Origin of the sequence: Vibrio sp. ED004 (assembly GCF_023206395.1) — a bacterium.
Classification (GTDB): domain Bacteria; phylum Pseudomonadota; class Gammaproteobacteria; order Enterobacterales; family Vibrionaceae; genus Vibrio.
Genome location: NZ_CP066149.1, coordinates 1,593,986 through 1,616,736 on the forward strand (window position 1 = coordinate 1,593,986; position 22,751 = coordinate 1,616,736).

Here is a 22,751-nt window from a genome sequence, read left to right on the forward strand (position 1 = left end):
CCCTTATAAATAACGATTTCTGCGTGTTTCACTTATTGTGATTGTTCAGTCTGCTGAACTTCATCAGGATCGTATAACGGACCCGTTTGACCACAACCAGAAAGTCCAATAACGGACACCATAAACAGAGCGGTAATTAATTTTTTCATTTTGCATATCGTGATTATTAACTCAATGCCCCCTATAATCGCACCACACTCAGGAAAAGCAATAGGATAGAAAGGATGAACGAGACTGAATTTCATCAGCTGGTCGATATACAGATGCAAAACATCGAAGAAGCTATCGATGAATCAGAGGCAGATATTGATTACGAAGTGACTGGTAACGTGATGACGCTGGAGTTTGAGAACCGCAGCCAAATCATCATTAACCGCCAAGAACCAATGAAAGAAATCTGGTTGGCGTCTAAATCTGGTGGCTTTCACTTTAAATTAATCGACGACAAGTGGACATGTTCTAAGACGGGCATGGAGCTGTTTGAGATGGTGAAAGAAGAATGCGTGAAGCACGCAGGTGAAGAGATCGATTGGGTCTAATCATTTGTAAGCAAAACTAAAAAGGAGTGAATCAATCACTCCTTTTTTAATGTCAATCAGTCTTAATAAGACTAGATGTTAACTATCTTTGAACTCCGAGAAGCTAACGTCGCATCATTACGGTAAGGCACTACGTAAGAGTTACCCTCTTCAGGATGAACGATTTGGTAGTACTGAGGTAAGTTAAAGTTAATCAACTTAGACGACATCTTCGATTCATCTTTTACCGACGTGTAGAAAGAGTTCACACTCGCGATCATCTCATCTTTTTCGCCGCTGTACTGATGATACACCTCAACCTGATTCGACTCATCCAATACATAAATATTAAAACCTTTATCGGTATCTTCGAAGAAGAACTGAATTAAGCCCTCACTCGCAAAACCATCCACCACTTCTGGCAGTTGATACTCTTGCTCTTTGTCGAGCATCAATAAAGGTGAACCCTTCAACTTGTTAGTTGAGATACTACGATAGAAGTCGACCGAGTTTTCTAGCATCTGTACCGACACACCGCGGCGCTCGAAGAACAGACCAAACATCTTGTTAGCTAAACGAATAGCCTTAAAGCGACGGCGTTTCTCTGGTTCAATCGGTTTTAGTCGTAAGTCGATACACTCAGCAAGCAGCTGATACACCATATTACGCATCACACCGCGTAGGTTTTTGCTGTAACAGAACACATCGACCGACTCTGGAGGCAACGCATCTTGGTGCATCTTGCCAAGTACCGTCTTAAGCGCATCTAACATTGCGGTATCACCTTGGAAATGCAGCGTACGCACTTCATGCCAAGAGTTACGGTAAACCAGATCGACACTGCCGACTAAGCTCTTGCCTTCTTCACCAAAACTGAAGATATCGGCATTCTTGAGATCGACTTTTAATGCACGACCGCTCAACTCAGAAGTCGGGTCATTTTCAAAGTTGATGAACATCGCCAGCTGGCTGATCTCACACGGACTCGCCAGTGCCTGCATACTTGGGCGGCGCTTACGTAAAGAGAAGGTATTACGCAGATCGCTCACCATTTGATAAAACTTATCGATATCAATGTGAGCGTCACGAACCACAGAGTGCAAACGTGTCGACTCAGTAATCAAACCATTGAAGAATGACCAAGCAACTAGCTTACTCAAGTACTCATGGTGCTCAAGTGAAGGTTGACCAAGAATACGGTGCGCAATCAACGGCTGTTTATACAAGTACCAACCCGCTTTATTCGATTGCCCTTGGCGAACCTCAATAAAGCTCAAGTCTGGTTCATGCAGATCCGGAGAGATTTGCGGGTTCAGTAGCGTGACTTTACCCGGCAACACCTCAAACGCAGCATAAAGCTTACGAGCCAAGATACTGATATCTTGTGGGCTGATTGCCGAAGTGATGTCGTTACGACGCGCAAATTGAATCAGGTTACGATAGCTCAGCATCAAGGCATCAAGCAGCGCATGGTGCACCACTTTAACCTGTTCAACCTTCCAGTTACGGCGGTTATCGAGCTCAGCAATGGTTTCATGTCCCCAATTCCAAGACTTAGTCATCTCGGTTAGGGCCTCACGACGCCATGCTACAGAACCAATGCCCGCTTCACGCGACAACTTCTCGTGGGTTTTAAGGTAGAAACAGCGTCTCACCAAGTCCAAACGTGTGTGGTCGTTAATGCGTTCTAGGTAGCGCGTTACCTTCTCTAGCATCAGATAGTAGCTATCCATGCCATACAGATCAGGTTCATCCGCAAAGAAGCGGCGCTTGGTATCGATACTCAATAGTTGGGTGTTTGGGTATTCCCATGAATAAGCTTCTAACAGGATCGCCTTTAACACCGACTTATACGGTGAGTCGATACTCTTATAAAGCTGCCACAAGTTAGAACCGAAGTACTCTTCCGCGGGAATGCGATTCAGCTTGCCGAAATCGATCCACTGCGAACAATCAAGATATCCATCCTGACATAGGCCTTGAACGTATTGGTCATAACACTCTTCCATTTCTGGCGGAATGATTTGCCACAACAAGCGTTGACCAGCTAAACGAACAGCTGAACGATAGAACTCATCAAGCAATAACAGGTGCTGTGAAGAGCCACAGTTATCACCGGTCATCTCTTCAGAATGGTTCGAGCGGAAACGCTGTTCATCCATCAAGAAAAAGTTAGCTTCAACACCTAAGGTTTCAGCCCAGTCGGTAATCAGCAGGCACTTGTTCGTCAAGCTATCGCGCGCTGGACCATCCATATCAGGAGAAACACATACCCAGATATCCAGATCACTTGAGGTGCTTTGACCAATAGAAGAGGTACTACCCATGGTGTACAGACCGAGGATTGCAGGCTCAGCAGCCTCGGTAAGTTTACCGCCAAGCGTTAATTCGGTATCAGACACAAATTGCTTTTGGAATTCATTAAGCGTGAAGCTACGAATTCCAAAAGGAACTTGTTGGTCATAGTAACCAGGCATCATTGGGTGATTGAAATGAAGAAGTGCGGGGATTAGGTTAAAAACTCGCTGGCCTTGGACATTCATCAACGCCAACGCACGATCAATGCGCTGCTGATTTAGATTGTCTAATCGTTGAATCAAAGTCTGAGTGTAAGCCTGCAAGGTAAGTCCTTGGTTTGAGATTAAATGCACTTCTGTTTAGTTACTGAACGAAAGCAGCAACAAAACGTGATCAATTTAACACTTTTACCCCTAATGGTAAAGCAAAGGAACCCGTCATACTGGCCAATTCCTTAATGACAGAAAGTTAAACTCACGGCGCCGTAGTGTCCTCTTTATTGACTATTTCTAATAATAGCCCATGTTTCAAATGAGATACCAATCACACTATTTTGGTGAACTCATGAAAATCTCTCAGCTATCAAAGCATGGAATGATCAAACAGTAAGAATTTTCGCCTCACAATGGTAGGATTAGGCTATTACAGAACCTATATCGGAAACACCATGACAAATTCAGCACCAATCCGTATCGCAACCAGAAAAAGCCCTCTTGCCCTTTGGCAGGCATACTTTGTAAGGGATGCACTGCAAGCTGCTCACCCTGGTTTAGAGGTTGAGTTGGTAACTATGGTGACCAAAGGTGACATCATCCTAGACACCCCACTTGCTAAAGTTGGCGGTAAAGGACTGTTCGTTAAAGAACTCGAAGTGGCAATGCTAGAAGGTCGTGCTGACCTTGCGGTTCACTCTATGAAAGATGTACCTGTCGACTTCCCTGAAGGTCTAGGTCTGGTAACGATCTGTGAACGTGAAGACCCTCGTGATGCTTTCGTATCAAACACTTACAACAACATTGATGAGCTACCACAAGGTGCTGTCGTGGGAACATGTAGCCTACGTCGTCAATGTCAGCTATTAGAATACCGCCCTGACTTAATCATCAAGGAACTACGTGGCAACGTTGGTACTCGTCTAGGTAAACTCGATGATGGCCAATACGATGCTATCGTCCTAGCGGCAGCTGGCCTTAAGCGCCTAGAACTTGAAGAGCGTATCCGTAGCTTTATCGAACCAGAACAGTCTCTACCGGCTGTAGGCCAAGGTGCTGTGGGCATTGAATGTCGTCTTGATGATGAGCGTTTGATTAAGCTTCTTGAACCACTGAATCACCAAGACACAGCCGATCGCGTGCTTTGCGAACGTGCAATGAACCTAACTCTTGAAGGCGGTTGTCAGGTACCTATCGGTAGCTACTCACTGTTAGATGGCGACAACATCTGGCTACGTGCACTTGTTGGTGAACCTGACGGCTCTAAGATGGTTCGCGGTGAGATCTCTGGTCCTCGTAAAGACGCTGAAGCACTTGGCGTTACTCTGGCTAATCAACTGCTGGATGACGGTGCGAGAGAAATCTTAACTAAGCTTTACGCAGACCAAGAATAATCATGACAGTGTTGGTAACTCGTCCCGGCTCAGAGGGACAATCGCTTTGCCAACAATTAGCGGATGAAGGGATTCAAGCAATCCATCATCCGCTTATTCGTATCGTTGATAATCCAGACTCTACGGATTTAAGCAGTCAGCTCAATAACAGCGATATCATTATTGCAGTCAGTCACCATGCTGTGACAGCTGCTCAAAGCATCCTTTCCAAAACCTCATCTATTTGGCCTACTTCGCCGCTTTATCTTGGCGTTGGTCAAAAAACTGCGCACGTTTTAAGCAAAGTCTGTAAACAAAAAGTAAACTATCCTCAAGTTAGTGATAGTGAACATCTTCTTAAACTTACTGAACTTGATGGTGTCGATAATAAATCCATTTTGATACTACGTGGCAATGGTGGGCGTGAGCTCATTAGAGATTCTTTACTCAATCGAGGTGCACAAGTCTCTTATTGTGAGACCTACCGTAGAGAATATATTCCCATTAACGACCACAATACCTATCAAACATGGGTAAACCAAAATACATCAAAAGTTGTCATCACTAGTCAGGAACAATTGGAGTATCTCTGCTCAATAACCCCTGACGAGTATTTGGCTTGGCTTTCAACAAGACAACTATTTGTCCCAAGTCAGCGCATAGCAGAACGAGCACAACAGCTCGGGTTCTCCAATGTGATTAATACTCAAAGTGCTACGAACCAAATATTACTGGCTGCTCTCCGGCCTTAGCTAGAAACAGGAAATAAGCATGACAAGCAAAAAAAATAATGAGCATATTGAACCTGAAAAGAAACAAGATACTCAGCCAGTAGTTGTTGAAAACGAAAAAGCTGAATCTACAGAGACAAAACAGCCTGAAGAAAAACTTGATGCCTCTGCGTCAAATACCGCTCAAAATGAACAGTCTCAAGCTGAACATAAAGAGCAAATAGAGAAAGCGGAAAAGCAAGGTAAGCGCGGTGTCAAACTAGGCGCAATTGCGATCGCTATTTCTATTATTTTCAGCGGTGGTATCGCATTTCAAATGCAACAAAAGAGCGCCGATTACTCAGCTCAAATCACAGCGCTTCAAGCGCAACTACAAAATACCCAATCTGCAGTAAATAAAGACCTACAAACCATCAAGCAAGAAACTATCCAAGAAGCATCACATGCGGTGGAAAAAACTCAGGTAGTTCAATCCCAACAACAGAAAAGCATTCAAAGCCTTCAGTTGGCCGTTGCTGACGTTAAAGGTCGCCGCCCGAATGACTGGTTACTTGCCGAAGCCGATTACCTTGTAAAACTTGCTGGCCGTAAACTGTTCCTTGAACATGATGCCGTTAGCGCAACCAAACTTATGGAAAGCGCCGATCAACGTATCGCAGCACTGAACGACCCAAGCTTGGTGTCTCTGCGTCAATCCATGACCAATGACATTACTAAGCTTCGCACTATCCCTCTGATCGACCGTGATGGTTTAGTTCTACGTATTACAAGCCTTCAACAACAAGTCGATAACCTGCCTCTAGCTAACGCTATTCTTCCAGAAGCTGCGGTCGTTGAGAAACAAGCTGTGTCGCAAGACATCAATGATTGGCAGAACAACTTGATGACATCGATGAAAGACTTCTCAGAAAACTTCATCACTTTCCGTAGTCGTGATGGTGAGGTTATCCCACTACTATCACCAGAGCAGCACTTCTACTTGCGTGAAAACATCAAAGGCAAGCTAGAGACAGCAATTCGCGCGGTCTACAAAGAGCAAGGCGAAGTCTATAGTGCGGCGCTTAAGACAGCTAACGAGTGGTCGAAGTCGTACCTAAACCAAGATAACAACTCAGTAATCGAGTTCGAAAAGGCGATTAAACAGTTAAGTGAGCAAAATATTTCTGTGAAATACCCTGTAAAGCTTGAGTCTCAAAATGAGTTGTCAGATGTCATTCGTGAACGTCTACGCCGTGAGGTAACGGTAATGACCTCGGAGGAGAAATAATGATTCGTTTGATTTTTCTTTTCCTTGTACTCGGTGCGGGTCTGTTTGTCGGTACTCAGTTCTCGGGTCAACAAGGTTATGTACTGATCTCAATTGCCAATAAGACGATTGAGATGAGTGTGACAACAATGGCTATCTTTGTGATTGCCCTCTTGGCCGCACTGTTTGGCTTAGAGTACCTATTTAAGAAGCTTATTTACGCGAGCTCAACAACTTGGAACTGGTTCAGCGTTCGTAAACTAAAACGCTCTCGTCGTTATACCAATGAAGGCATCATCAAGCTTCTTGAGGGTGATTGGAAAGGCGCAGAGAAGAAAGTAACTCGCTGGGCGAATCACCACGATATGCCTCTACTTTGTTACTTAGTGGCGTCACAAGCGGCACATGAGCAAGGTAATACTGCTGAGCGCGATAAGTACATCGAGCTTGCTAGCCAGCAAGATGATTCATTGCTGGCTGTTGAGCTGACAAAAGCCAAGCAACAAATCAGCGAATCAAACTACGAAGCCGCTTTCGATACGCTTTCAAATCTTAAAGGTTCGCACCCGAACAACACTGCAGTGCTTGGATTGCTAAAAGCGACCTACATGCAACTTAAATTATGGCAGCCATTGTTAGAGTTGACGCCAAAACTTGCTAAGAACAAGCTCCTAACAGCAGATGAGCAGCGTGAACTTGAGCAGAAAGCACAATGCGGTTTGCTTCACGACGTCGCACAGCAACAAGGCAGCGAAGGTTTAATCAGTCACTGGAATAAGCTTCCAAGAAAACAGAAGCAAAGTTCACACCTTGTATCGTGCTTTGTGAAACAACTGATCGCACGTAAAGCAGATTCAGAAGCCTTCACTGTCATTAAAGAGAACATTGCGAAGAATGGTTCAAACGAACTCTACATGTTGCTTCCTGAACTTAATCTAGCCGATCACCACCCAGTAGTTGTGATGCTAGAGCGCGCAATCAGTAAAGATAACAACAATGCAGAAGCACACAGTGCATTGGCTCAGTTCTACCTAAGAGAGCAAAAATGGGCAGAAGCGCAAAGCCACTTCGAGAAAGCACTAGCACTTCGCTCTAATGTTTCAGATTACGGATACCTATCTGATGCACTAGAGAAGCAAAACCTAACCAAAGCAGCGCACGAAGTGTCTCGTAAGGCACTTGCTCTAGTTCAGCCAGCTTAAGCAAATACACTTAACATGAAGCCGATGCCAAGCATCGGCTTTTTTATGTCTGCTATTTGCCTCAAGATAAAGTCCAATCTTTCAATCTTTCAATCTTTCAATCTTTCACAAGCTATAGCTCAAGCTTAGACCAGACAAACCACAACAACCTCCAGACACCACACGGAGGAACGAATCTAATCGATTAAGTAGCTTTAAGTGCGAATTTAGAGCTAGAAGAGTTGAGCTGTATAAAATAATTCACTGGAGGTCTCCAGAGGAACTTGGAGGGGCCTTAGCTCGAACTCTAGCGAGAGTATTTAAAATAGAAAACAAACTCTTTAGAAGTGATTAGAGCCGACAAATATCCACTATACCAACATCTAGCCTGACTAAGCCTATTTCGTGAGAAGGCTAAAAGACTTCAGAAGGCTTTAGAATAAGTGTGAACTCAGAACTCGACGATCCATTTCCAACTATAGATCCAGTAGCCCGAGTAACTCTTCCTTTATGCTAGGGAGTGTAGACCGCTCAACCGCTATACTCACCATACAACTATTATAAACTTGGCTTTATCCGCAATTCGCCCTCTAAATTATCAGAACCTACAGGCATAAATATCACTATTGAGAGCAGAGCTTTCTTACCCCAAAGGTTCAGGGGTAATCGAAGTTAAACAACCTCATGCAAGTTAGTACTAGGCTTTCTGATAATCGGCAAACATCGAGGCTGCGAACTACGGACAAGCCATGAGTGGGACTCTTTCGACCTAGGAATTAAACAATAAGACTTCTTAGTAAGTGCTGTTGTGGCAACCCGAAACGAGCGGAGCTTGATCGAAAACCAGACGATCTATAGCCAGAAACGACGAAAGCCTAGTCGTAAGACTAGGCTTTCTAATAAGTAGCGGAGTGTCTGGTATTCCATCGGACTCGCGCAAGAGAAGAACTCTTTCGACCTAAGGAAATATACAATAACTCAAATGTAAAAAAGCCCTGCTATTTCTAGCAGGGCTTTTCTAATAAGTGGCGGAGTGGACGGGACTCGAACCCGCGACCCCCGGCGTGACAGGCCGGTATTCTAACCAACTGAACTACCACTCCGCAGTGGACTACTTGTCGTCGCTGACAAGTCGTTCATAATTTAAAGCCTGGCGATGTCCTACTCTCACATGGGGAAGCCCCACACTACCATCGGCGCTATTGTGTTTCACTTCTGAGTTCGGCATGGAATCAGGTGGGTCCACAATGCTATGGTCGCCAAGCAAATTTTGCTTTTACTTTCAGCTTTTTTAAAAACTGAAGGCAAAATAATCTGGAAAACTGTAATTTAAAAGTGTCTCTTCAAACTCATTCAAGCGTTTGGTATTTCTTTGAGTCCACAAAACCCCTTGGGTGTTGTATGGTTAAGCCTCACGGGCAATTAGTACAGGTTAGCTCAATGCCTCACAGCACTTACACACCCTGCCTATCAACGTTCTAGTCTTGAACAACCCTTAAGGACGCTTATAGCGTCAGGGAAAACTCATCTCAGGGCTCGCTTCCCGCTTAGATGCTTTCAGCGGTTATCGATTCCGAACTTAGCTACCGGGCAATGCCATTGGCATGACAACCCGAACACCAGAGGTTCGTCCACTCCGGTCCTCTCGTACTAGGAGCAGCCCCTTCAATTTTCCAACGCCCACGGCAGATAGGGACCGAACTGTCTCACGACGTTCTAAACCCAGCTCGCGTACCACTTTAAATGGCGAACAGCCATACCCTTGGGACCGACTTCAGCCCCAGGATGTGATGAGCCGACATCGAGGTGCCAAACACCGCCGTCGATATGAACTCTTGGGCGGTATCAGCCTGTTATCCCCGGAGTACCTTTTATCCGTTGAGCGATGGCCCTTCCATTCAGAACCACCGGATCACTATGACCTGCTTTCGCACCTGCTCGAATTGTCATTCTCGCAGTCAAGCGGGCTTATGCCATTGCACTAACCACACGATGTCCAACCGTGTTTAGCCCACCTTCGTGCTCCTCCGTTACTCTTTGGGAGGAGACCGCCCCAGTCAAACTACCCACCAGGCACTGTCCGTAATCCCGATTCAGGGACCAACGTTAGAACATCAAAACTACAAGGGTGGTATTTCAAGGACGACTCCACCACATCTAGCGACGCGGTTTCATAGTCTCCCACCTATCCTACACATGTAGGTTCAATGTTCAGTGCCAAGCTGTAGTAAAGGTTCACGGGGTCTTTCCGTCTAGCCGCGGGTACACTGCATCTTCACAGCGATTTCAATTTCACTGAGTCTCGGGTGGAGACAGCGTGGCCATCATTACGCCATTCGTGCAGGTCGGAACTTACCCGACAAGGAATTTCGCTACCTTAGGACCGTTATAGTTACGGCCGCCGTTTACCAGGGCTTCGATCAAGAGCTTCGACCGAAGTCTAACCCCATCAATTAACCTTCCGGCACCGGGCAGGCGTCACACCGTATACGTCATCTTACGATTTTGCACAGTGCTGTGTTTTTAATAAACAGTTGCAGCCACCTGGTATCTGCGACTCTCGTCTGCTCCATCCGCAAGGGACTTCACTGATAAGAGCGTACCTTCTCCCGAAGTTACGGTACCATTTTGCCTAGTTCCTTCACCCGAGTTCTCTCAAGCGCCTTGGTATTCTCTACCCGACCACCTGTGTCGGTTTGGGGTACGATTCCTTACAATCTGAAGCTTAGAGGCTTTTCCTGGAAGCATGGCATCAATGACTTCACTACCGTAGTAGCTCGACATCGTATCTCAGCGTTAGTAGCGGTCCGGATTTACCTAAACCACCCGCCTACGTACTTGAACCTGGACAACCGTCGCCAGGCCCACCTAGCCTTCTCCGTCCCCCCATCGCAATTGTAAGAAGTACGGGAATATTAACCCGTTTCCCATCGACTACGCCTTTCGGCCTCGCCTTAGGAGTCGACTTACCCTGCCCCGATTAACGTTGGACAGGAACCCTTGGTCTTCCGGCGAGGGAGTTTTTCACTCCCTTTATCGTTACTCATGTCAGCATTCGCACTTCTGATACCTCCAGCAGCCCTTACAGACCACCTTCAACGGCTTACAGAACGCTCCCCCTACCCCACGCACCCTAAGGTACGTAGCCGCAGCTTCGGTGTATAGCTTAGCCCCGTTACATCTTCCGCGCAGGCCGACTCGACCAGTGAGCTATTACGCTTTCTTTAAATGATGGCTGCTTCTAAGCCAACATCCTGGCTGTCTGAGCCTTCCCACATCGTTTCCCACTTAGCTATACTTTGGGACCTTAGCTGGCGGTCTGGGTTGTTTCCCTCTCCACGACGGACGTTAGCACCCGCCGTGTGTCTCCCGGATAGTACTTACTGGTATTCGGAGTTTGCAAAGGGTTGGTAAGTCGGGATGACCCCCTAGCCTTAACAGTGCTCTACCCCCAGTAGTATTCGTCCGAGGCGCTACCTAAATAGCTTTCGGGGAGAACCAGCTATCTCCAGGTTTGATTGGCCTTTCACCCTAGCCACAAGTCATCCGCTAATTTTTCAACATTAGTCGGTTCGGTCCTCCAGTTGATGTTACTCAACCTTCAACCTGCCCATGGCTAGATCACCTGGTTTCGGGTCTAATCCTAGCAACTGTACGCCCAGTTAAGACTCGGTTTCCCTACGGCTCCCTAAACGGTTAACCTTGCTACTAAAATTAAGTCGCTGACCCATTATACAAAGGTACGCAGTCACACCACGAAGGTGCTCCTACTGCTTGTACGTACACGGTTTCAGGTTCTATTTCACTCCCCTCACAGGGGTTCTTTTCGCCTTTCCCTCACGGTACTGGTTCACTATCGGTCAGTCAGTAGTATTTAGCCTTGGAGGATGGTCCCCCATATTCAGACAGGATATCACGTGTCCCGCCCTACTCGTTTTCACTGATGATGAGATGTCGATTACGGGGCTATCACCTTTATTGCGGCACTTTCCAGAGCCTTCATCTGTCTCATTAAAAGCTTAAGGGCTAATCCAATTTCGCTCGCCGCTACTTTCGGAATCTCGGTTGATTTCTCTTCCTCAGGGTACTTAGATGTTTCGGTTCCCCGGTTTGCCTCCTGTTGCTATGTATTCACAACAGGATACTTACTTATGTAAGTGGGTTTCCCCATTCAGGAATCCCAGACTCAAAGGTTATTACTACCTAATCTGGGCTTATCGCAAGTTATTACGCCTTTCATCGCCTCTGACTGCCAAGGCATCCACCGTGTACGCTTAGTCACTTAACCATACAACCCGAAAGGGTCTTAATGTATGGCAACTAACCAAGGTTTTTGGTTGTCATTAAGAAGGGTTAATTCTTAATGACTGTTTGCCGGACTCAATGTGAATCAAACTAGGTTTGATTCGAATACAAGACACTTGAATGTGTTTGTTGTGTTTACCTAAAAGGTAAACATTGAGAACTTTTAAATTTGATTGAATTACTCGTAAGTAATCAATCAGTCAGCTTTCCAAATTGTTAAAGAGCTTGATTCAATAAATGAACCATTTTTAAAGACTCTCTTAAGAGAATACTTAAAGATGGTGGAGCTATGCGGGATCGAACCGCAGACCTCCTGCGTGCAAGGCAGGCGCTCTCCCAGCTGAGCTATAGCCCCATCTAGGTCGATATTGGTGGGTCTGAGTGGACTTGAACCACCGACCTCCCGCTTATCAGGCGAGCGCTCTAACCAGCTGAGCTACAGACCCAATATCGTCTCTTAACTTTTCTAAACCTAATCAATCTGTGTGGACACTTATCGTGAATATCTTCGTATAAGGAGGTGATCCAGCCCCAGGTTCCCCTAGGGCTACCTTGTTACGACTTCACCCCAGTCATGAACCACAAAGTGGTGAGCGTCCTCCCGAAAGGTTAAACTACCCACTTCTTTTGCAGCCCACTCCCATGGTGTGACGGGCGGTGTGTACAAGGCCCGGGAACGTATTCACCGTAGCATTCTGATCTACGATTACTAGCGATTCCGACTTCATGGAGTCGAGTTGCAGACTCAATCCGGACTACGACGCACTTTTTGGGATTCGCTCACCATCGCTGGCTTGCTGCCCTCTGTATGCGCCATTGTAGCACGTGTGTAGCCCTACTCGTAAGGGCCATGATGACTTGACGTCGTCCCCACCTTCCTCCGGTTTATCACCGGCAGTCTCCCTGGGTTCCCGACATTACTCGCTGGCAAACAAGGATAAGGGTTGCGCTCGTTGCGGGACTTAACCCAACATTTCACAACACGAGCTGACGACAGCCATGCAGCACCTGTCTCAGAGCTCCCGAAGGCACACCTGCGTCTCCGCTGGCTTCTCTGGATGTCAAGAGTAGGTAAGGTTCTTCGCGTTGCATCGAATTAAACCACATGCTCCACCGCTTGTGCGGGCCCCCGTCAATTCATTTGAGTTTTAATCTTGCGACCGTACCCCAGGCGGTCTACTTAACGCGTTAGCTCCGAAAGCCACGGCTCAAGGCCACAACCTCCAAGTAGACATCGTTTACGGCGTGGACTACCAGGGTATCTAATCCTGTTTGCTCCCCACGCTTTCGCATCTGAGTGTCAGTATCTGTCCAGGGGCCGCCTTCGCCACTGGTATTCCTTCAGATCTCTACGCATTTCACCGCTACACCTGAAATTCTACCCCCTCTACAGTACTCTAGTTCACCAGTTTCAAATGCAGTTCCGAGGTTGAGCCCCGGGCTTTCACATCTGACTTAATGAACCACCTGCATGCGCTTTACGCCCAGTAATTCCGATTAACGCTCGCACCCTCCGTATTACCGCGGCTGCTGGCACGGAGTTAGCCGGTGCTTCTTCTGTTGCTAACGTCAAGAGATAGCGCTATTAACACTACCCCCTTCCTCACAACTGAAAGTACTTTACAACCCGAAGGCCTTCTTCATACACGCGGCATGGCTGCATCAGGCTTTCGCCCATTGTGCAATATTCCCCACTGCTGCCTCCCGTAGGAGTCTGGACCGTGTCTCAGTTCCAGTGTGGCTGATCATCCTCTCAGACCAGCTAGGGATCGTCGCCTTGGTGAGCCATTACCTCACCAACTAGCTAATCCCACCTAGGCATATCTTGACGCGAGAGGCCCGAAGGTCCCCTCTTTGGCCCGTAGGCATTATGCGGTATTAGCCATCGTTTCCAATGGTTATCCCCACATCAAGGCAATTTCCTAGGCATTACTCACCCGTCCGCCGCTCGACGCCCATTAACGCACCCCGAAGGATTGTTAGTGTCGTTTCCGCTCGACTTGCATGTGTTAGGCCTGCCGCCAGCGTTCAATCTGAGCCATGATCAAACTCTTCAATTTAAGATTTTGTGACTCAACGAATACTGACTTCAAAACTACTATGTAATTTTAAAGCTATTACCATTCCAACAGAATGATAATGAATTGACTGTGCCAAATAACCGAAGTTATTTGTATTGGTCACTCAGTTCATTGAAATCATTTTGATTCCGAAGAATCTGTTTTATCTAATGATAAAACGTTTTGATATTCATCAACGAGTGCCCACACAGATTGATAGGTTTAAATTATTAAAGAGCTTTGCTTTCAGTGCCTTAGCACTTAAGCAGGACGCGTATGATACGCTTTCTACTTTGAAAGTCAACATAAAATACTAAGAAAACTTAGAACTCTATGGTGACTTGTCTAGAAACTAGACAAAGTCGAAATTAAAGCCTGGCGATGTCCTACTCTCACATGGGGAAGCCCCACACTACCATCGGCGCTATTGTGTTTCACTTCTGAGTTCGGCATGGAATCAGGTGGGTCCACAATGCTATGGTCGCCAAGCAAATTTTAAAATTCGGAAAGCTGTTTTTCGTTCTCTTCAAACTCATTCAAGCGTTTGGTATTTCTTTGAGTCCACAAAACCCCTTGGGTGTTGTATGGTTAAGCCTCACGGGCAATTAGTACAGGTTAGCTCAATGCCTCGCAGCACTTACACACCCTGCCTATCAACGTTCTAGTCTTGAACAACCCTTAAGGACGCTTAAAGCGTCAGGGAAAACTCATCTCAGGGCTCGCTTCCCGCTTAGATGCTTTCAGCGGTTATCGATTCCGAACTTAGCTACCGGGCAATGCCATTGGCATGACAACCCGAACACCAGAGGTTCGTCCACTCCGGTCCTCTCGTACTAGGAGCAGCCCCTTCAATTTTCCAACGCCCACGGCAGATAGGGACCGAACTGTCTCACGACGTTCTAAACCCAGCTCGCGTACCACTTTAAATGGCGAACAGCCATACCCTTGGGACCGACTTCAGCCCCAGGATGTGATGAGCCGACATCGAGGTGCCAAACACCGCCGTCGATATGAACTCTTGGGCGGTATCAGCCTGTTATCCCCGGAGTACCTTTTATCCGTTGAGCGATGGCCCTTCCATTCAGAACCACCGGATCACTATGACCTGCTTTCGCACCTGCTCGAATTGTCATTCTCGCAGTCAAGCGGGCTTATGCCATTGCACTAACCACACGATGTCCAACCGTGTTTAGCCCACCTTCGTGCTCCTCCGTTACTCTTTGGGAGGAGACCGCCCCAGTCAAACTACCCACCAGGCACTGTCCGTAATCCCGATTCAGGGACCAACGTTAGAACATCAAAACTACAAGGGTGGTATTTCAAGGACGACTCCACCACATCTAGCGACGCGGTTTCATAGTCTCCCACCTATCCTACACATGTAGGTTCAATGTTCAGTGCCAAGCTGTAGTAAAGGTTCACGGGGTCTTTCCGTCTAGCCGCGGGTACACTGCATCTTCACAGCGATTTCAATTTCACTGAGTCTCGGGTGGAGACAGCGTGGCCATCATTACGCCATTCGTGCAGGTCGGAACTTACCCGACAAGGAATTTCGCTACCTTAGGACCGTTATAGTTACGGCCGCCGTTTACCGGGGCTTCGATCAAGAGCTTCGACCGAAGTCTAACCCCATCAATTAACCTTCCGGCACCGGGCAGGCGTCACACCGTATACGTCATCTTACGATTTTGCACAGTGCTGTGTTTTTAATAAACAGTTGCAGCCACCTGGTATCTGCGACTCTCGTCTGCTCCATCCGCAAGGGACTTCACTGATAAGAGCGTACCTTCTCCCGAAGTTACGGTACCATTTTGCCTAGTTCCTTCACCCGAGTTCTCTCAAGCGCCTTGGTATTCTCTACCCGACCACCTGTGTCGGTTTGGGGTACGATTCCTTACAATCTGAAGCTTAGAGGCTTTTCCTGGAAGCATGGCATCAATGACTTCACTACCGTAGTAGCTCGACATCGTATCTCAGCGTTAGTAGCGGTCCGGATTTACCTAAACCACCCGCCTACGTACTTGAACCTGGACAACCGTCGCCAGGCCCACCTAGCCTTCTCCGTCCCCCATCGCAATTGTAAGAAGTACGGGAATATTAACCCGTTTCCCATCGACTACGCCTTTCGGCCTCGCCTTAGAGTCGACTTACCCTGCCCCGATTAACGTTGGACAGGAACCCTTGGTCTTCCGGCGAGGAGTTTTTCACTCCCTTTATCGTTACTCATGTCAGCATTCGCACTTCTGATACCTCCAGCAGCTCTTACAGACCACCTTCAACGGCTTACAGAACGCTCCCTACCCCACGCACCCTAAGGTACGTAGCCGCAGCTTCGGTGTATAGCTTAGCCCCGTTACATCTTCCGCGCAGGCCGACTCGACCAGTGAGCTATTACGCTTTCTTTAAATGATGGCTGCTTCTAAGCCAACATCCTGGCTGTCTGAGCCTTCCCACATCGTTTCCCACTTAGCTATACTTTGGGACCTTAGCTGGCGGTCTGGGTTGTTTCCCTCTCCACGACGGACGTTAGCACCCGCCGTGTGTCTCCCGGATAGTACTTACTGGTATTCGGAGTTTGCAAGGGTTGGTAAGTCGGGATGACCCCTAGCCTTAACAGTGCTCTACCCCCAGTAGTATTCGTCCGAGGCGCTACCTAAATAGCTTTCGGGGAGAACCAGCTATCTCCAGGTTTGATTGGCCTTTCACCCCTAGCCACAAGTCATCCGCTAATTTTTCAACATTAGTCGGTTCGGTCCTCCAGTTGATGTTACTCAACCTTCAACCTGCCCATGGCTAGATCACCTGGTTTCGGGTCTAATCCTAGCAACTGTACGCCCAGTTAAGACTCGGTTTCCCTACGGCTCCCCTAAACGGTTAACCTTGCTACTAAAATTAAGTCGCTGACCCATTATACAAAAGGTACGCAGTCACACCACGAAGGTGCTCCTACTGCTTGTACGTACACGGTTTCAGGTTCTATTTCACTCCCCTCACAGGGGTTCTTTTCGCCTTTCCCTCACGGTACTGGTTCACTATCGGTCAGTCAGTAGTATTTAGCCTTGGAGGATGGTCCCCCCATATTCAGACAGGATATCACGTGTCCCGCCCTACTCGTTTTCACTGATGATGAGATGTCGATTACGGGGCTATCACCCTTTATTGCGGCACTTTCCAGAGCCTTCATCTGTCTCATTAAAAGCTTAAGGGCTAATCCAATTTCGCTCGCCGCTACTTTCCGGAATCTCGGTTGATTTCTCTTCCTCGAGGTGCCAGATGTTTCGGTTTCCCCCGGTTTGCCTCCTGTTGCTATGTATTCACAACAGGATACTTATATGTAAGTGGGTTTCCCCATTCAGGAATCCCAGACTTAAAGGTTATTACTACCTAATCTGGGCTTATCGCAAGTTATTACGCCTTTCATCGCCTCTGACTGCCAAGGCATCCACCGTGTACGCTTAGTCACTTAACCATACAACCCGAAAGGGTTTCTATTTGCTTTCACTTTAAAAAGTGAAGACAAATAAGCGTATGGCAACTAACCAAGGTTTTTGGTTGTCATCAAGAAGGGTTAATTCTTGATAACTGTTTGCCGGACTCAATTGTGAATCAAATAAATTTGATTCGAATACAAGACACTTGAATGTGTTTGTTGTGTTTATCTAATGAAAGATAAACATTGAGAACTTTTAAATTTGATTTGAATACTCGTAAGTAATCAAATCAGTCAGCTTTCCAAATTGTTAAAGAGCATAAAGCAAAAAGCTTTAATCAATAACTTACGTTATTAATTAAAGCTCTGGCTTTAACTAAATCTAAACCATCAATCTGTGTGGACACTCATCGTAAGTATCTTCGTATAAGGAGGTGATCCAGCCCCAGGTTCCCCTAGGGCTACCTTGTTACGACTTCACCCCAGTCATGAACCACAAAGTGGTGAGCGTCCTCCCCGAAAGGTTAAACTACCCACTTCTTTTGCAGCCCACTCCCATGGTGTGACGGGCGGTGTGTACAAGGCCCGGGAACGTATTCACCGTGACATTCTGATTCACGATTACTAGCGATTCCGACTTCATGGAGTCGAGTTGCAGACTCCAATCCGGACTACGACGCACTTTTTGGGATTCGCTCACTATCGCTAGCTTGCTGCCCTCTGTATGCGCCATTGTAGCACGTGTGTAGCCCTACTCGTAAGGGCCATGATGACTTGACGTCGTCCCCACCTTCCTCCGGTTTATCACCGGCAGTCTCCCTGGAGTTCCCGACATTACTCGCTGGCAAACAAGGATAAGGGTTGCGCTCGTTGCGGGACTTAACCCAACATTTCACAACACGAGCTGACGACAGCCATGCAGCACCTGTCTCAGAGCTCCCGAAGGCACACCTGCGTCTCCGCTGGCTTCTCTGGATGTCAAGAGTAGGTAAGGTTCTTCGCGTTGCATCGAATTAAACCACATGCTCCACCGCTTGTGCGGGCCCCCGTCAATTCATTTGAGTTTTAATCTTGCGACCGTACTCCCCAGGCGGTCTACTTAACGCGTTAGCTCCGAAAGCCACGGCTCAAGGCCACAACCTCCAAGTAGACATCGTTTACGGCGTGGACTACCAGGGTATCTAATCCTGTTTGCTCCCCACGCTTTCGCATCTGAGTGTCAGTATCTGTCCAGGGGCCGCCTTCGCCACTGGTATTCCTTCAGATCTCTACGCATTTCACCGCTACACCTGAAATTCTACCCCCTCTACAGTACTCTAGTTCACCAGTTTCAAATGCAGTTCCGAGGTTGAGCCCCGGGCTTTCACATCTGACTTAATGAACCACCTGCATGCGCTTTACGCCCAGTAATTCCGATTAACGCTCGCACCCTCCGTATTACCGCGGCTGCTGGCACGGAGTTAGCCGGTGCTTCTTCTGTTGCTAACGTCAAGAGATAGCGCTATTAACGCTACCCCTTCCTCACAACTGAAAGTACTTTACAACCCGAAGGCCTTCTTCATACACGCGGCATGGCTGCATCAGGCTTTCGCCCATTGTGCAATATTCCCCACTGCTGCCTCCCGTAGGAGTCTGGACCGTGTCTCAGTTCCAGTGTGGCTGATCATCCTCTCAGACCAGCTAGGGATCGTCGCCTTGGTGAGCCATTACCTCACCAACTAGCTAATCCCACCTAGGCATATCTTGACGCGAGAGGCCCGAAGGTCCCCCTCTTTGGCCCGTAGGCATTATGCGGTATTAGCCATCGTTTCCAATGGTTATCCCCCACATCAAGGCAATTTCCTAGGCATTACTCACCCGTCCGCCGCTCGACGCCCATTAACGCACCCGAAGGATTGTTAGTGTCGTTTCCGCTCGACTTGCATGTGTTAGGCCTGCCGCCAGCGTTCAATCTGAGCCATGATCAAACTCTTCAATTTAAGATTTTGTGACTCAACGAATACTGACTTCAAAACTAATATTTACCGAAGTAAACATGTAATTCTAAAGCTATTACCATTCCAACAGAATGATAATGAATTGACTGTGCCAAATAACCGAGGTTATTTGTATTGGTCACTCAGTTCATTGAAATCAATTTCGATTCCGAAGAATCTGTTTTATCTAACGATAAAACGCTTTGATATTCATCAACGAGTGCCCACACAGATTGATAGGTTTAAATTGTTAAAGAGCTTTACTTCTTGAGCGTTCCTTTTAAGTAAGGAGCCTCTCGAAGTGGACGGCCATTCTAGCGAATTAACATTCAGTGTCAAACACTTTTTGAAAATTAATTTTTTGTCGCTTTCCGTCTTACTGATTCATGCTGAAGCCTTGTGGCGTCTGCCGTCTCAGTGGGGTCGCATTATAGGGAACCCTCTCATGTTAGCAACTACTTTTTCATAAAAAATGAATAAATAGAGGTTAACTGCCTAATAGTTCACCTAAACGTAAAAAAGAGAGCATTTCTGCTCTCTTTTTACTCAAAATCTAAGAGTATTATTAGATAAAGGCGTAAGCATCAGCGTACATATGGTCACGCTTTGCTTCTTTATTCTGAGTAAATAGGTCTCTTGCAGCACCTGCCATTTCAAAACGACCTGCAATATAGATATCGAAATCAGCCAGTGATTCGAAACTTTGCGTAATTGCTTCAAGTACATTACCAGTTTGGCCATGCCATACTTCAGGTGCTTCTTCTACTACTGGTACAAAGTGCACATTGCTGTGTTTTTCTGCGATACCTACTAGCTCTTCTTTTGCATATAGCTGGCACTCGTCTTTTGCGCCCCAGTATAAGTGAATCTCTTTTTTGCTGTTTTGCGCGATACAGTGATCTAGGATTGAACGCACGTAGCTAAAACCAGTACCACCAGCAATCAATAATAGAGGGCGTTCGCTTTCTTCTTTAACCCAAGCATCACCGTGTGGTGCATCAATAGCAATATCGCCATCTTCAGCTTGTGCTTTCTTCATCGCCTCAACAACTTCTAATGCGTAAGCATTGTGCTCAGCGGCACCAATGTGTAACTCAAGCTCACCTTCATGGCGGCATGGGCTGCTTGCAATAGAAAATGGACGTTTATCTTTCTCGCCCATTTCAACCATCAGGTACTGACCCGCTTTAAAAGCGACGGGTGTTTCTGGGTGAAGTAGGATTTGGTAAGTGTTACAAGCCAAAGGCTCGATAGACTTCACTTTACATTTAATAGTCATGTTCTTCCTCTTACTAACCCTTAATCGGCAAAGGTTAGAACTAAATTACTTTCTGCAAATGCTTGGCAAGCGAAAATCCAGCCCTGTTCCTGCTCTTTCTCTGTGAGCATGGGTTCAAGATGGTAACTCACTTGCCCTTCTAATTTTTTGCACATACACATCGCGCATGCGCCAACTTGGCAACGGTTTGGGAAATAGATATCGCTGTTGAGCGCAGCATCCAAGACCGTTTGCCCTTTTTCTACTGTGAAACTGATGTTTTCTGGATATAAGACTACTTGGTAGCTCATGAAATTCCTAGTTGTTCCCAGATGCTATCAATCTTTTTAACGACATCAGGATCTTTTGTGATAGGAACGCCCCACTCGCGAAGACATTCGCCTTCCCATTTATTAGTCGCATCTAGTCCCATTTTAGAGTGTCCAGCTTCGTTCTGTAGGAACAATGTATCTCTTGCCGGATCCATTCTGGTGGTCACCGCCCAAATGATGTCATTCCAGTCACTCACGTTGACATCACTATCACACACGATAACAAACTTGTTCTCATCAAATTGAGACCAAACCGCCTCCATGATTTTCTTACCATTACCTGCAGCTTGCTTATCAATAGACACCACAACCATGCTGGCGTTGTCGTTCTGTAGATGAATATCAATAATTTCAGGGTGAGCCTTAGTTAACTCAGCCAGGCTACCTTCGATATGTTCACTACTTACAGGCGCAGATTCAACGTCTGGCGATAGTGCTAACTCCGCATCCCACTTCTTGGTGATGTCTAAACCCATCTTAGAGCCCAGTCCAACCACTGGTGATGCAAAATCTAACGAGTCGATAGGCGTGTTCTCAATCATCAAGCTATCACGAGACGGATCCATGTGTTCACACATCGCAGCCGTTACTTGAGGCCAATCACGTGCGTTCACATCCTCATCACACACCAATACAAATTTGGTGTACATGAATTGACGCAAGAAAGACCATACACCCATCATCACACGCTTAGCGTGACCTGGGTATTGCTTCTTCATTGTCACTACCGCCATTCGGTACGAACAGCCCTCAGGTGGCAGGTAGAAGTCTTCTATCTCTGGGAACTGCTTTTGAAGGATAGGAACAAACACTTCATTTAACGCAACACCCAATACAGCAGGCTCATCTGGCGGGCGGCCAGTGTATGTGCTGTGATAGATAGGATTCTCGCGCATGGTTACATGAGTAATCGTAAATACGTGGTGCTTTTCTTTCTCGTTGTAGTAACCCGTGTGGTCTCCGTATGGGCCTTCGTCCGCGAACTCATTCGGGTCGATGTAGCCTTCCATTACGATTTCCGCACTTGCTGGTACTTCTAAGTCATTACTGATTGATTTAACGACCTCAGTTTTACTACCACGCAGCAAACCTGCAAACGCGTATTCCGATAAAGTATCAGGTACTGGTGTCACCGCGCCAAGAATGGTGGCAGGGTCTGCGCCAAACGCAACAGATACTGGGAATGGTTTGCCAGGATTGGTTTCCATCCAGTCACGTAGATCAAGCGCTCCACCGCGGTGGGCTAACCAACGCATGATGATTTTGTTCTTACCGATCTTTTGCTGACGATAGATGCCTAAGTTTTGGCGTTTTTTGTTTGGACCACGAGTAACCGTTAAACCCCATGTTAGCAATGGTGCGACATCGTCGGCCCAACAGCTCATCACCGGAATTTTATCTAGGTCGACGTCATCACCTTGCCATACCACTTGTTGGCAAGCCGCTTTACGAAGGCGTTTAGCTGGCATGTTTAAGACTTGCTTAAACACTGGCAGCTTATCGATAGCGTCTTTAAAACCTTTTGGTGGCTCAGGCTCTTTTAGATAAGCAAGCAGCTTACCCACTTCACGTAGCTCTTTTACATCCTGACGCCCCATACCAATGGCAACACGATTAGGTGTACCAAATAGGTTGGTCAAAACAGGCATGTCATAGCCTACTGGGTTTTCAAACAATAGAGCCGGGCCACCAGCACGTAGAGTACGGTCGCTAATCTCGGTCATTTCATAGTCTGGGTCGACTGGGTGAGAGATGCGTTTCAACTGACCAACACTTTCAAGATGGTCGATAAAATCACGTAAATCTTTAAAACTCATAGGACTTCTACATG

General features: G+C 46.8%; 10 protein-coding genes, 3 tRNA genes and 6 rRNA genes. 5 read left to right on the forward strand and 14 right to left on the reverse strand.

Annotated elements, in window-relative coordinates:
- Nucleotides 1–32: 32 nt before the first annotated feature.
- Nucleotides 33–245 (reverse strand): lipoprotein, encoded by a 213-nt coding sequence (locus ITG10_RS07175; RefSeq protein WP_017104751.1) that lies wholly within the window; start codon nucleotides 243–245, stop codon nucleotides 33–35.
- On the opposite strand from ITG10_RS07175, the gene cyaY reads away from it, so the two are divergent.
- Complete coding sequence (cyaY, locus tag ITG10_RS07180; RefSeq protein ID WP_017633314.1) at nucleotides 225–539, forward strand: iron donor protein CyaY; 315 nt, start codon at nucleotides 225–227, stop codon at nucleotides 537–539. The genes ITG10_RS07175 and cyaY overlap by 21 nt on opposite strands.
- A 71-nt stretch (nucleotides 540–610) precedes the next feature.
- Here cyaY and ITG10_RS07185 read toward each other — a convergent pair whose 3' ends face one another.
- On the reverse strand, nucleotides 611–3,139 hold the full coding sequence (locus tag ITG10_RS07185) for a class I adenylate cyclase (protein ID WP_017633313.1): 2,529 nt from the start codon (nucleotides 3,137–3,139) through the stop codon (nucleotides 611–613).
- Between the two features lie 344 nt (nucleotides 3,140–3,483).
- Between ITG10_RS07185 and hemC the strand changes: the two genes are divergently transcribed.
- Genes hemC through ITG10_RS07205 form a run of 4 tightly spaced genes read left to right on the forward strand, consistent with a single transcriptional unit; the run spans nucleotide 3,484 to nucleotide 7,580 of the window.
- Nucleotides 3,484–4,422, forward strand: a complete 939-nt coding sequence (hemC, locus tag ITG10_RS07190) for a hydroxymethylbilane synthase (RefSeq protein WP_017633312.1) — start codon at nucleotides 3,484–3,486, stop codon at nucleotides 4,420–4,422.
- A gap of 2 nt (nucleotides 4,423–4,424) precedes the next feature.
- A complete protein-coding gene (locus ITG10_RS07195) occupies nucleotides 4,425–5,153 on the forward strand; it encodes a uroporphyrinogen-III synthase (protein WP_248386756.1) in 729 nt (242 codons plus the stop codon).
- Between the two features lie 19 nt (nucleotides 5,154–5,172).
- On the forward strand, nucleotides 5,173–6,399 hold the full coding sequence (locus ITG10_RS07200) for a uroporphyrinogen-III C-methyltransferase (RefSeq protein WP_248386757.1): 1,227 nt from the start codon (nucleotides 5,173–5,175) through the stop codon (nucleotides 6,397–6,399).
- Entirely contained in the window at nucleotides 6,399–7,580 is a 1,182-nt protein-coding gene (locus tag ITG10_RS07205; protein ID WP_017633310.1) for a heme biosynthesis HemY N-terminal domain-containing protein, read from the forward strand. Before ITG10_RS07200 ends, ITG10_RS07205 begins: the two co-directional genes overlap by 1 nt.
- A 1,005-nt stretch (nucleotides 7,581–8,585) precedes the next feature.
- Here the strand turns inward: ITG10_RS07205 and ITG10_RS07210 are convergent.
- From ITG10_RS07210 to ubiD, 12 genes are all read right to left on the reverse strand, one after another.
- Nucleotides 8,586–8,662: transfer RNA gene (locus tag ITG10_RS07210), tRNA-Asp, on the reverse strand.
- 45 nt (nucleotides 8,663–8,707) lie between these two features.
- A 5S ribosomal RNA gene (gene rrf, locus ITG10_RS07215) occupies nucleotides 8,708–8,823 on the reverse strand.
- A 137-nt stretch (nucleotides 8,824–8,960) separates the two neighbouring features.
- Nucleotides 8,961–11,847 (reverse strand): 23S ribosomal RNA (locus tag ITG10_RS07220).
- Between the two features lie 296 nt (nucleotides 11,848–12,143).
- Nucleotides 12,144–12,219: transfer RNA gene (locus ITG10_RS07225), tRNA-Ala, on the reverse strand.
- Nucleotides 12,220–12,233: 14 nt separating this feature from the next.
- A tRNA-Ile gene (locus tag ITG10_RS07230) sits at nucleotides 12,234–12,310 on the reverse strand.
- Nucleotides 12,311–12,377: 67 nt separating this feature from the next.
- Nucleotides 12,378–13,924, reverse strand: a 16S ribosomal RNA gene (locus tag ITG10_RS07235).
- Nucleotides 13,925–14,297: 373 nt separating this feature from the next.
- A 5S ribosomal RNA gene (gene rrf, locus ITG10_RS07240) occupies nucleotides 14,298–14,413 on the reverse strand.
- A 95-nt stretch (nucleotides 14,414–14,508) separates the two neighbouring features.
- A 23S ribosomal RNA gene (locus ITG10_RS07245) occupies nucleotides 14,509–17,393 on the reverse strand.
- 388 nt (nucleotides 17,394–17,781) lie between these two features.
- Nucleotides 17,782–19,333, reverse strand: a 16S ribosomal RNA gene (locus ITG10_RS07250).
- The 16S, 23S and 5S rRNA genes sit together here with 3 tRNA genes alongside, the layout of an rRNA operon.
- A gap of 562 nt (nucleotides 19,334–19,895) precedes the next feature.
- Nucleotides 19,896–20,609: an NAD(P)H-flavin reductase gene (gene fre, locus ITG10_RS07255; RefSeq protein WP_017631301.1), complete on the reverse strand. Its 714-nt coding sequence runs from the start codon at nucleotides 20,607–20,609 to the stop codon at nucleotides 19,896–19,898.
- A 20-nt stretch (nucleotides 20,610–20,629) separates the two neighbouring features.
- Nucleotides 20,630–20,899, reverse strand: a complete 270-nt coding sequence (locus ITG10_RS07260) for a 2Fe-2S iron-sulfur cluster-binding protein (protein WP_060468860.1) — start codon at nucleotides 20,897–20,899, stop codon at nucleotides 20,630–20,632.
- Complete coding sequence (gene ubiD / locus ITG10_RS07265; protein WP_017631300.1) at nucleotides 20,896–22,737, reverse strand: 4-hydroxy-3-polyprenylbenzoate decarboxylase; 1,842 nt, start codon at nucleotides 22,735–22,737, stop codon at nucleotides 20,896–20,898. Before ubiD ends, ITG10_RS07260 begins: the two co-directional genes overlap by 4 nt.
- Between the last annotated feature and the right edge of the window lie 14 nt (nucleotides 22,738–22,751).

Bases quoted from the DNA above. Each gene is read 5' to 3' on its own strand.
- cyaY (WP_017633314.1), top strand. From the start codon at position 225: ATGAACGAGACTGAATTTCATCAGCTGGTCGATATACAGATGCAAAAC.
- ITG10_RS07175 (WP_017104751.1), bottom strand. From the start codon at position 245: ATGAAATTCAGTCTCGTTCATCCTTTCTATCCTATTGCTTTTCCTGAG.
- hemC (WP_017633312.1), top strand. From the start codon at position 3,484: ATGACAAATTCAGCACCAATCCGTATCGCAACCAGAAAAAGCCCTCTT.
- ITG10_RS07195 (WP_248386756.1), top strand. From the start codon at position 4,425: ATGACAGTGTTGGTAACTCGTCCCGGCTCAGAGGGACAATCGCTTTGC.
- ITG10_RS07200 (WP_248386757.1), top strand. From the start codon at position 5,173: ATGACAAGCAAAAAAAATAATGAGCATATTGAACCTGAAAAGAAACAA.
- ITG10_RS07205 (WP_017633310.1), top strand. From the start codon at position 6,399: ATGATTCGTTTGATTTTTCTTTTCCTTGTACTCGGTGCGGGTCTGTTT.
- fre (WP_017631301.1), bottom strand. From the start codon at position 20,609: ATGACTATTAAATGTAAAGTGAAGTCTATCGAGCCTTTGGCTTGTAAC.
- ITG10_RS07260 (WP_060468860.1), bottom strand. From the start codon at position 20,899: ATGAGCTACCAAGTAGTCTTATATCCAGAAAACATCAGTTTCACAGTA.
- ubiD (WP_017631300.1), bottom strand. From the start codon at position 22,737: ATGAGTTTTAAAGATTTACGTGATTTTATCGACCATCTTGAAAGTGTT.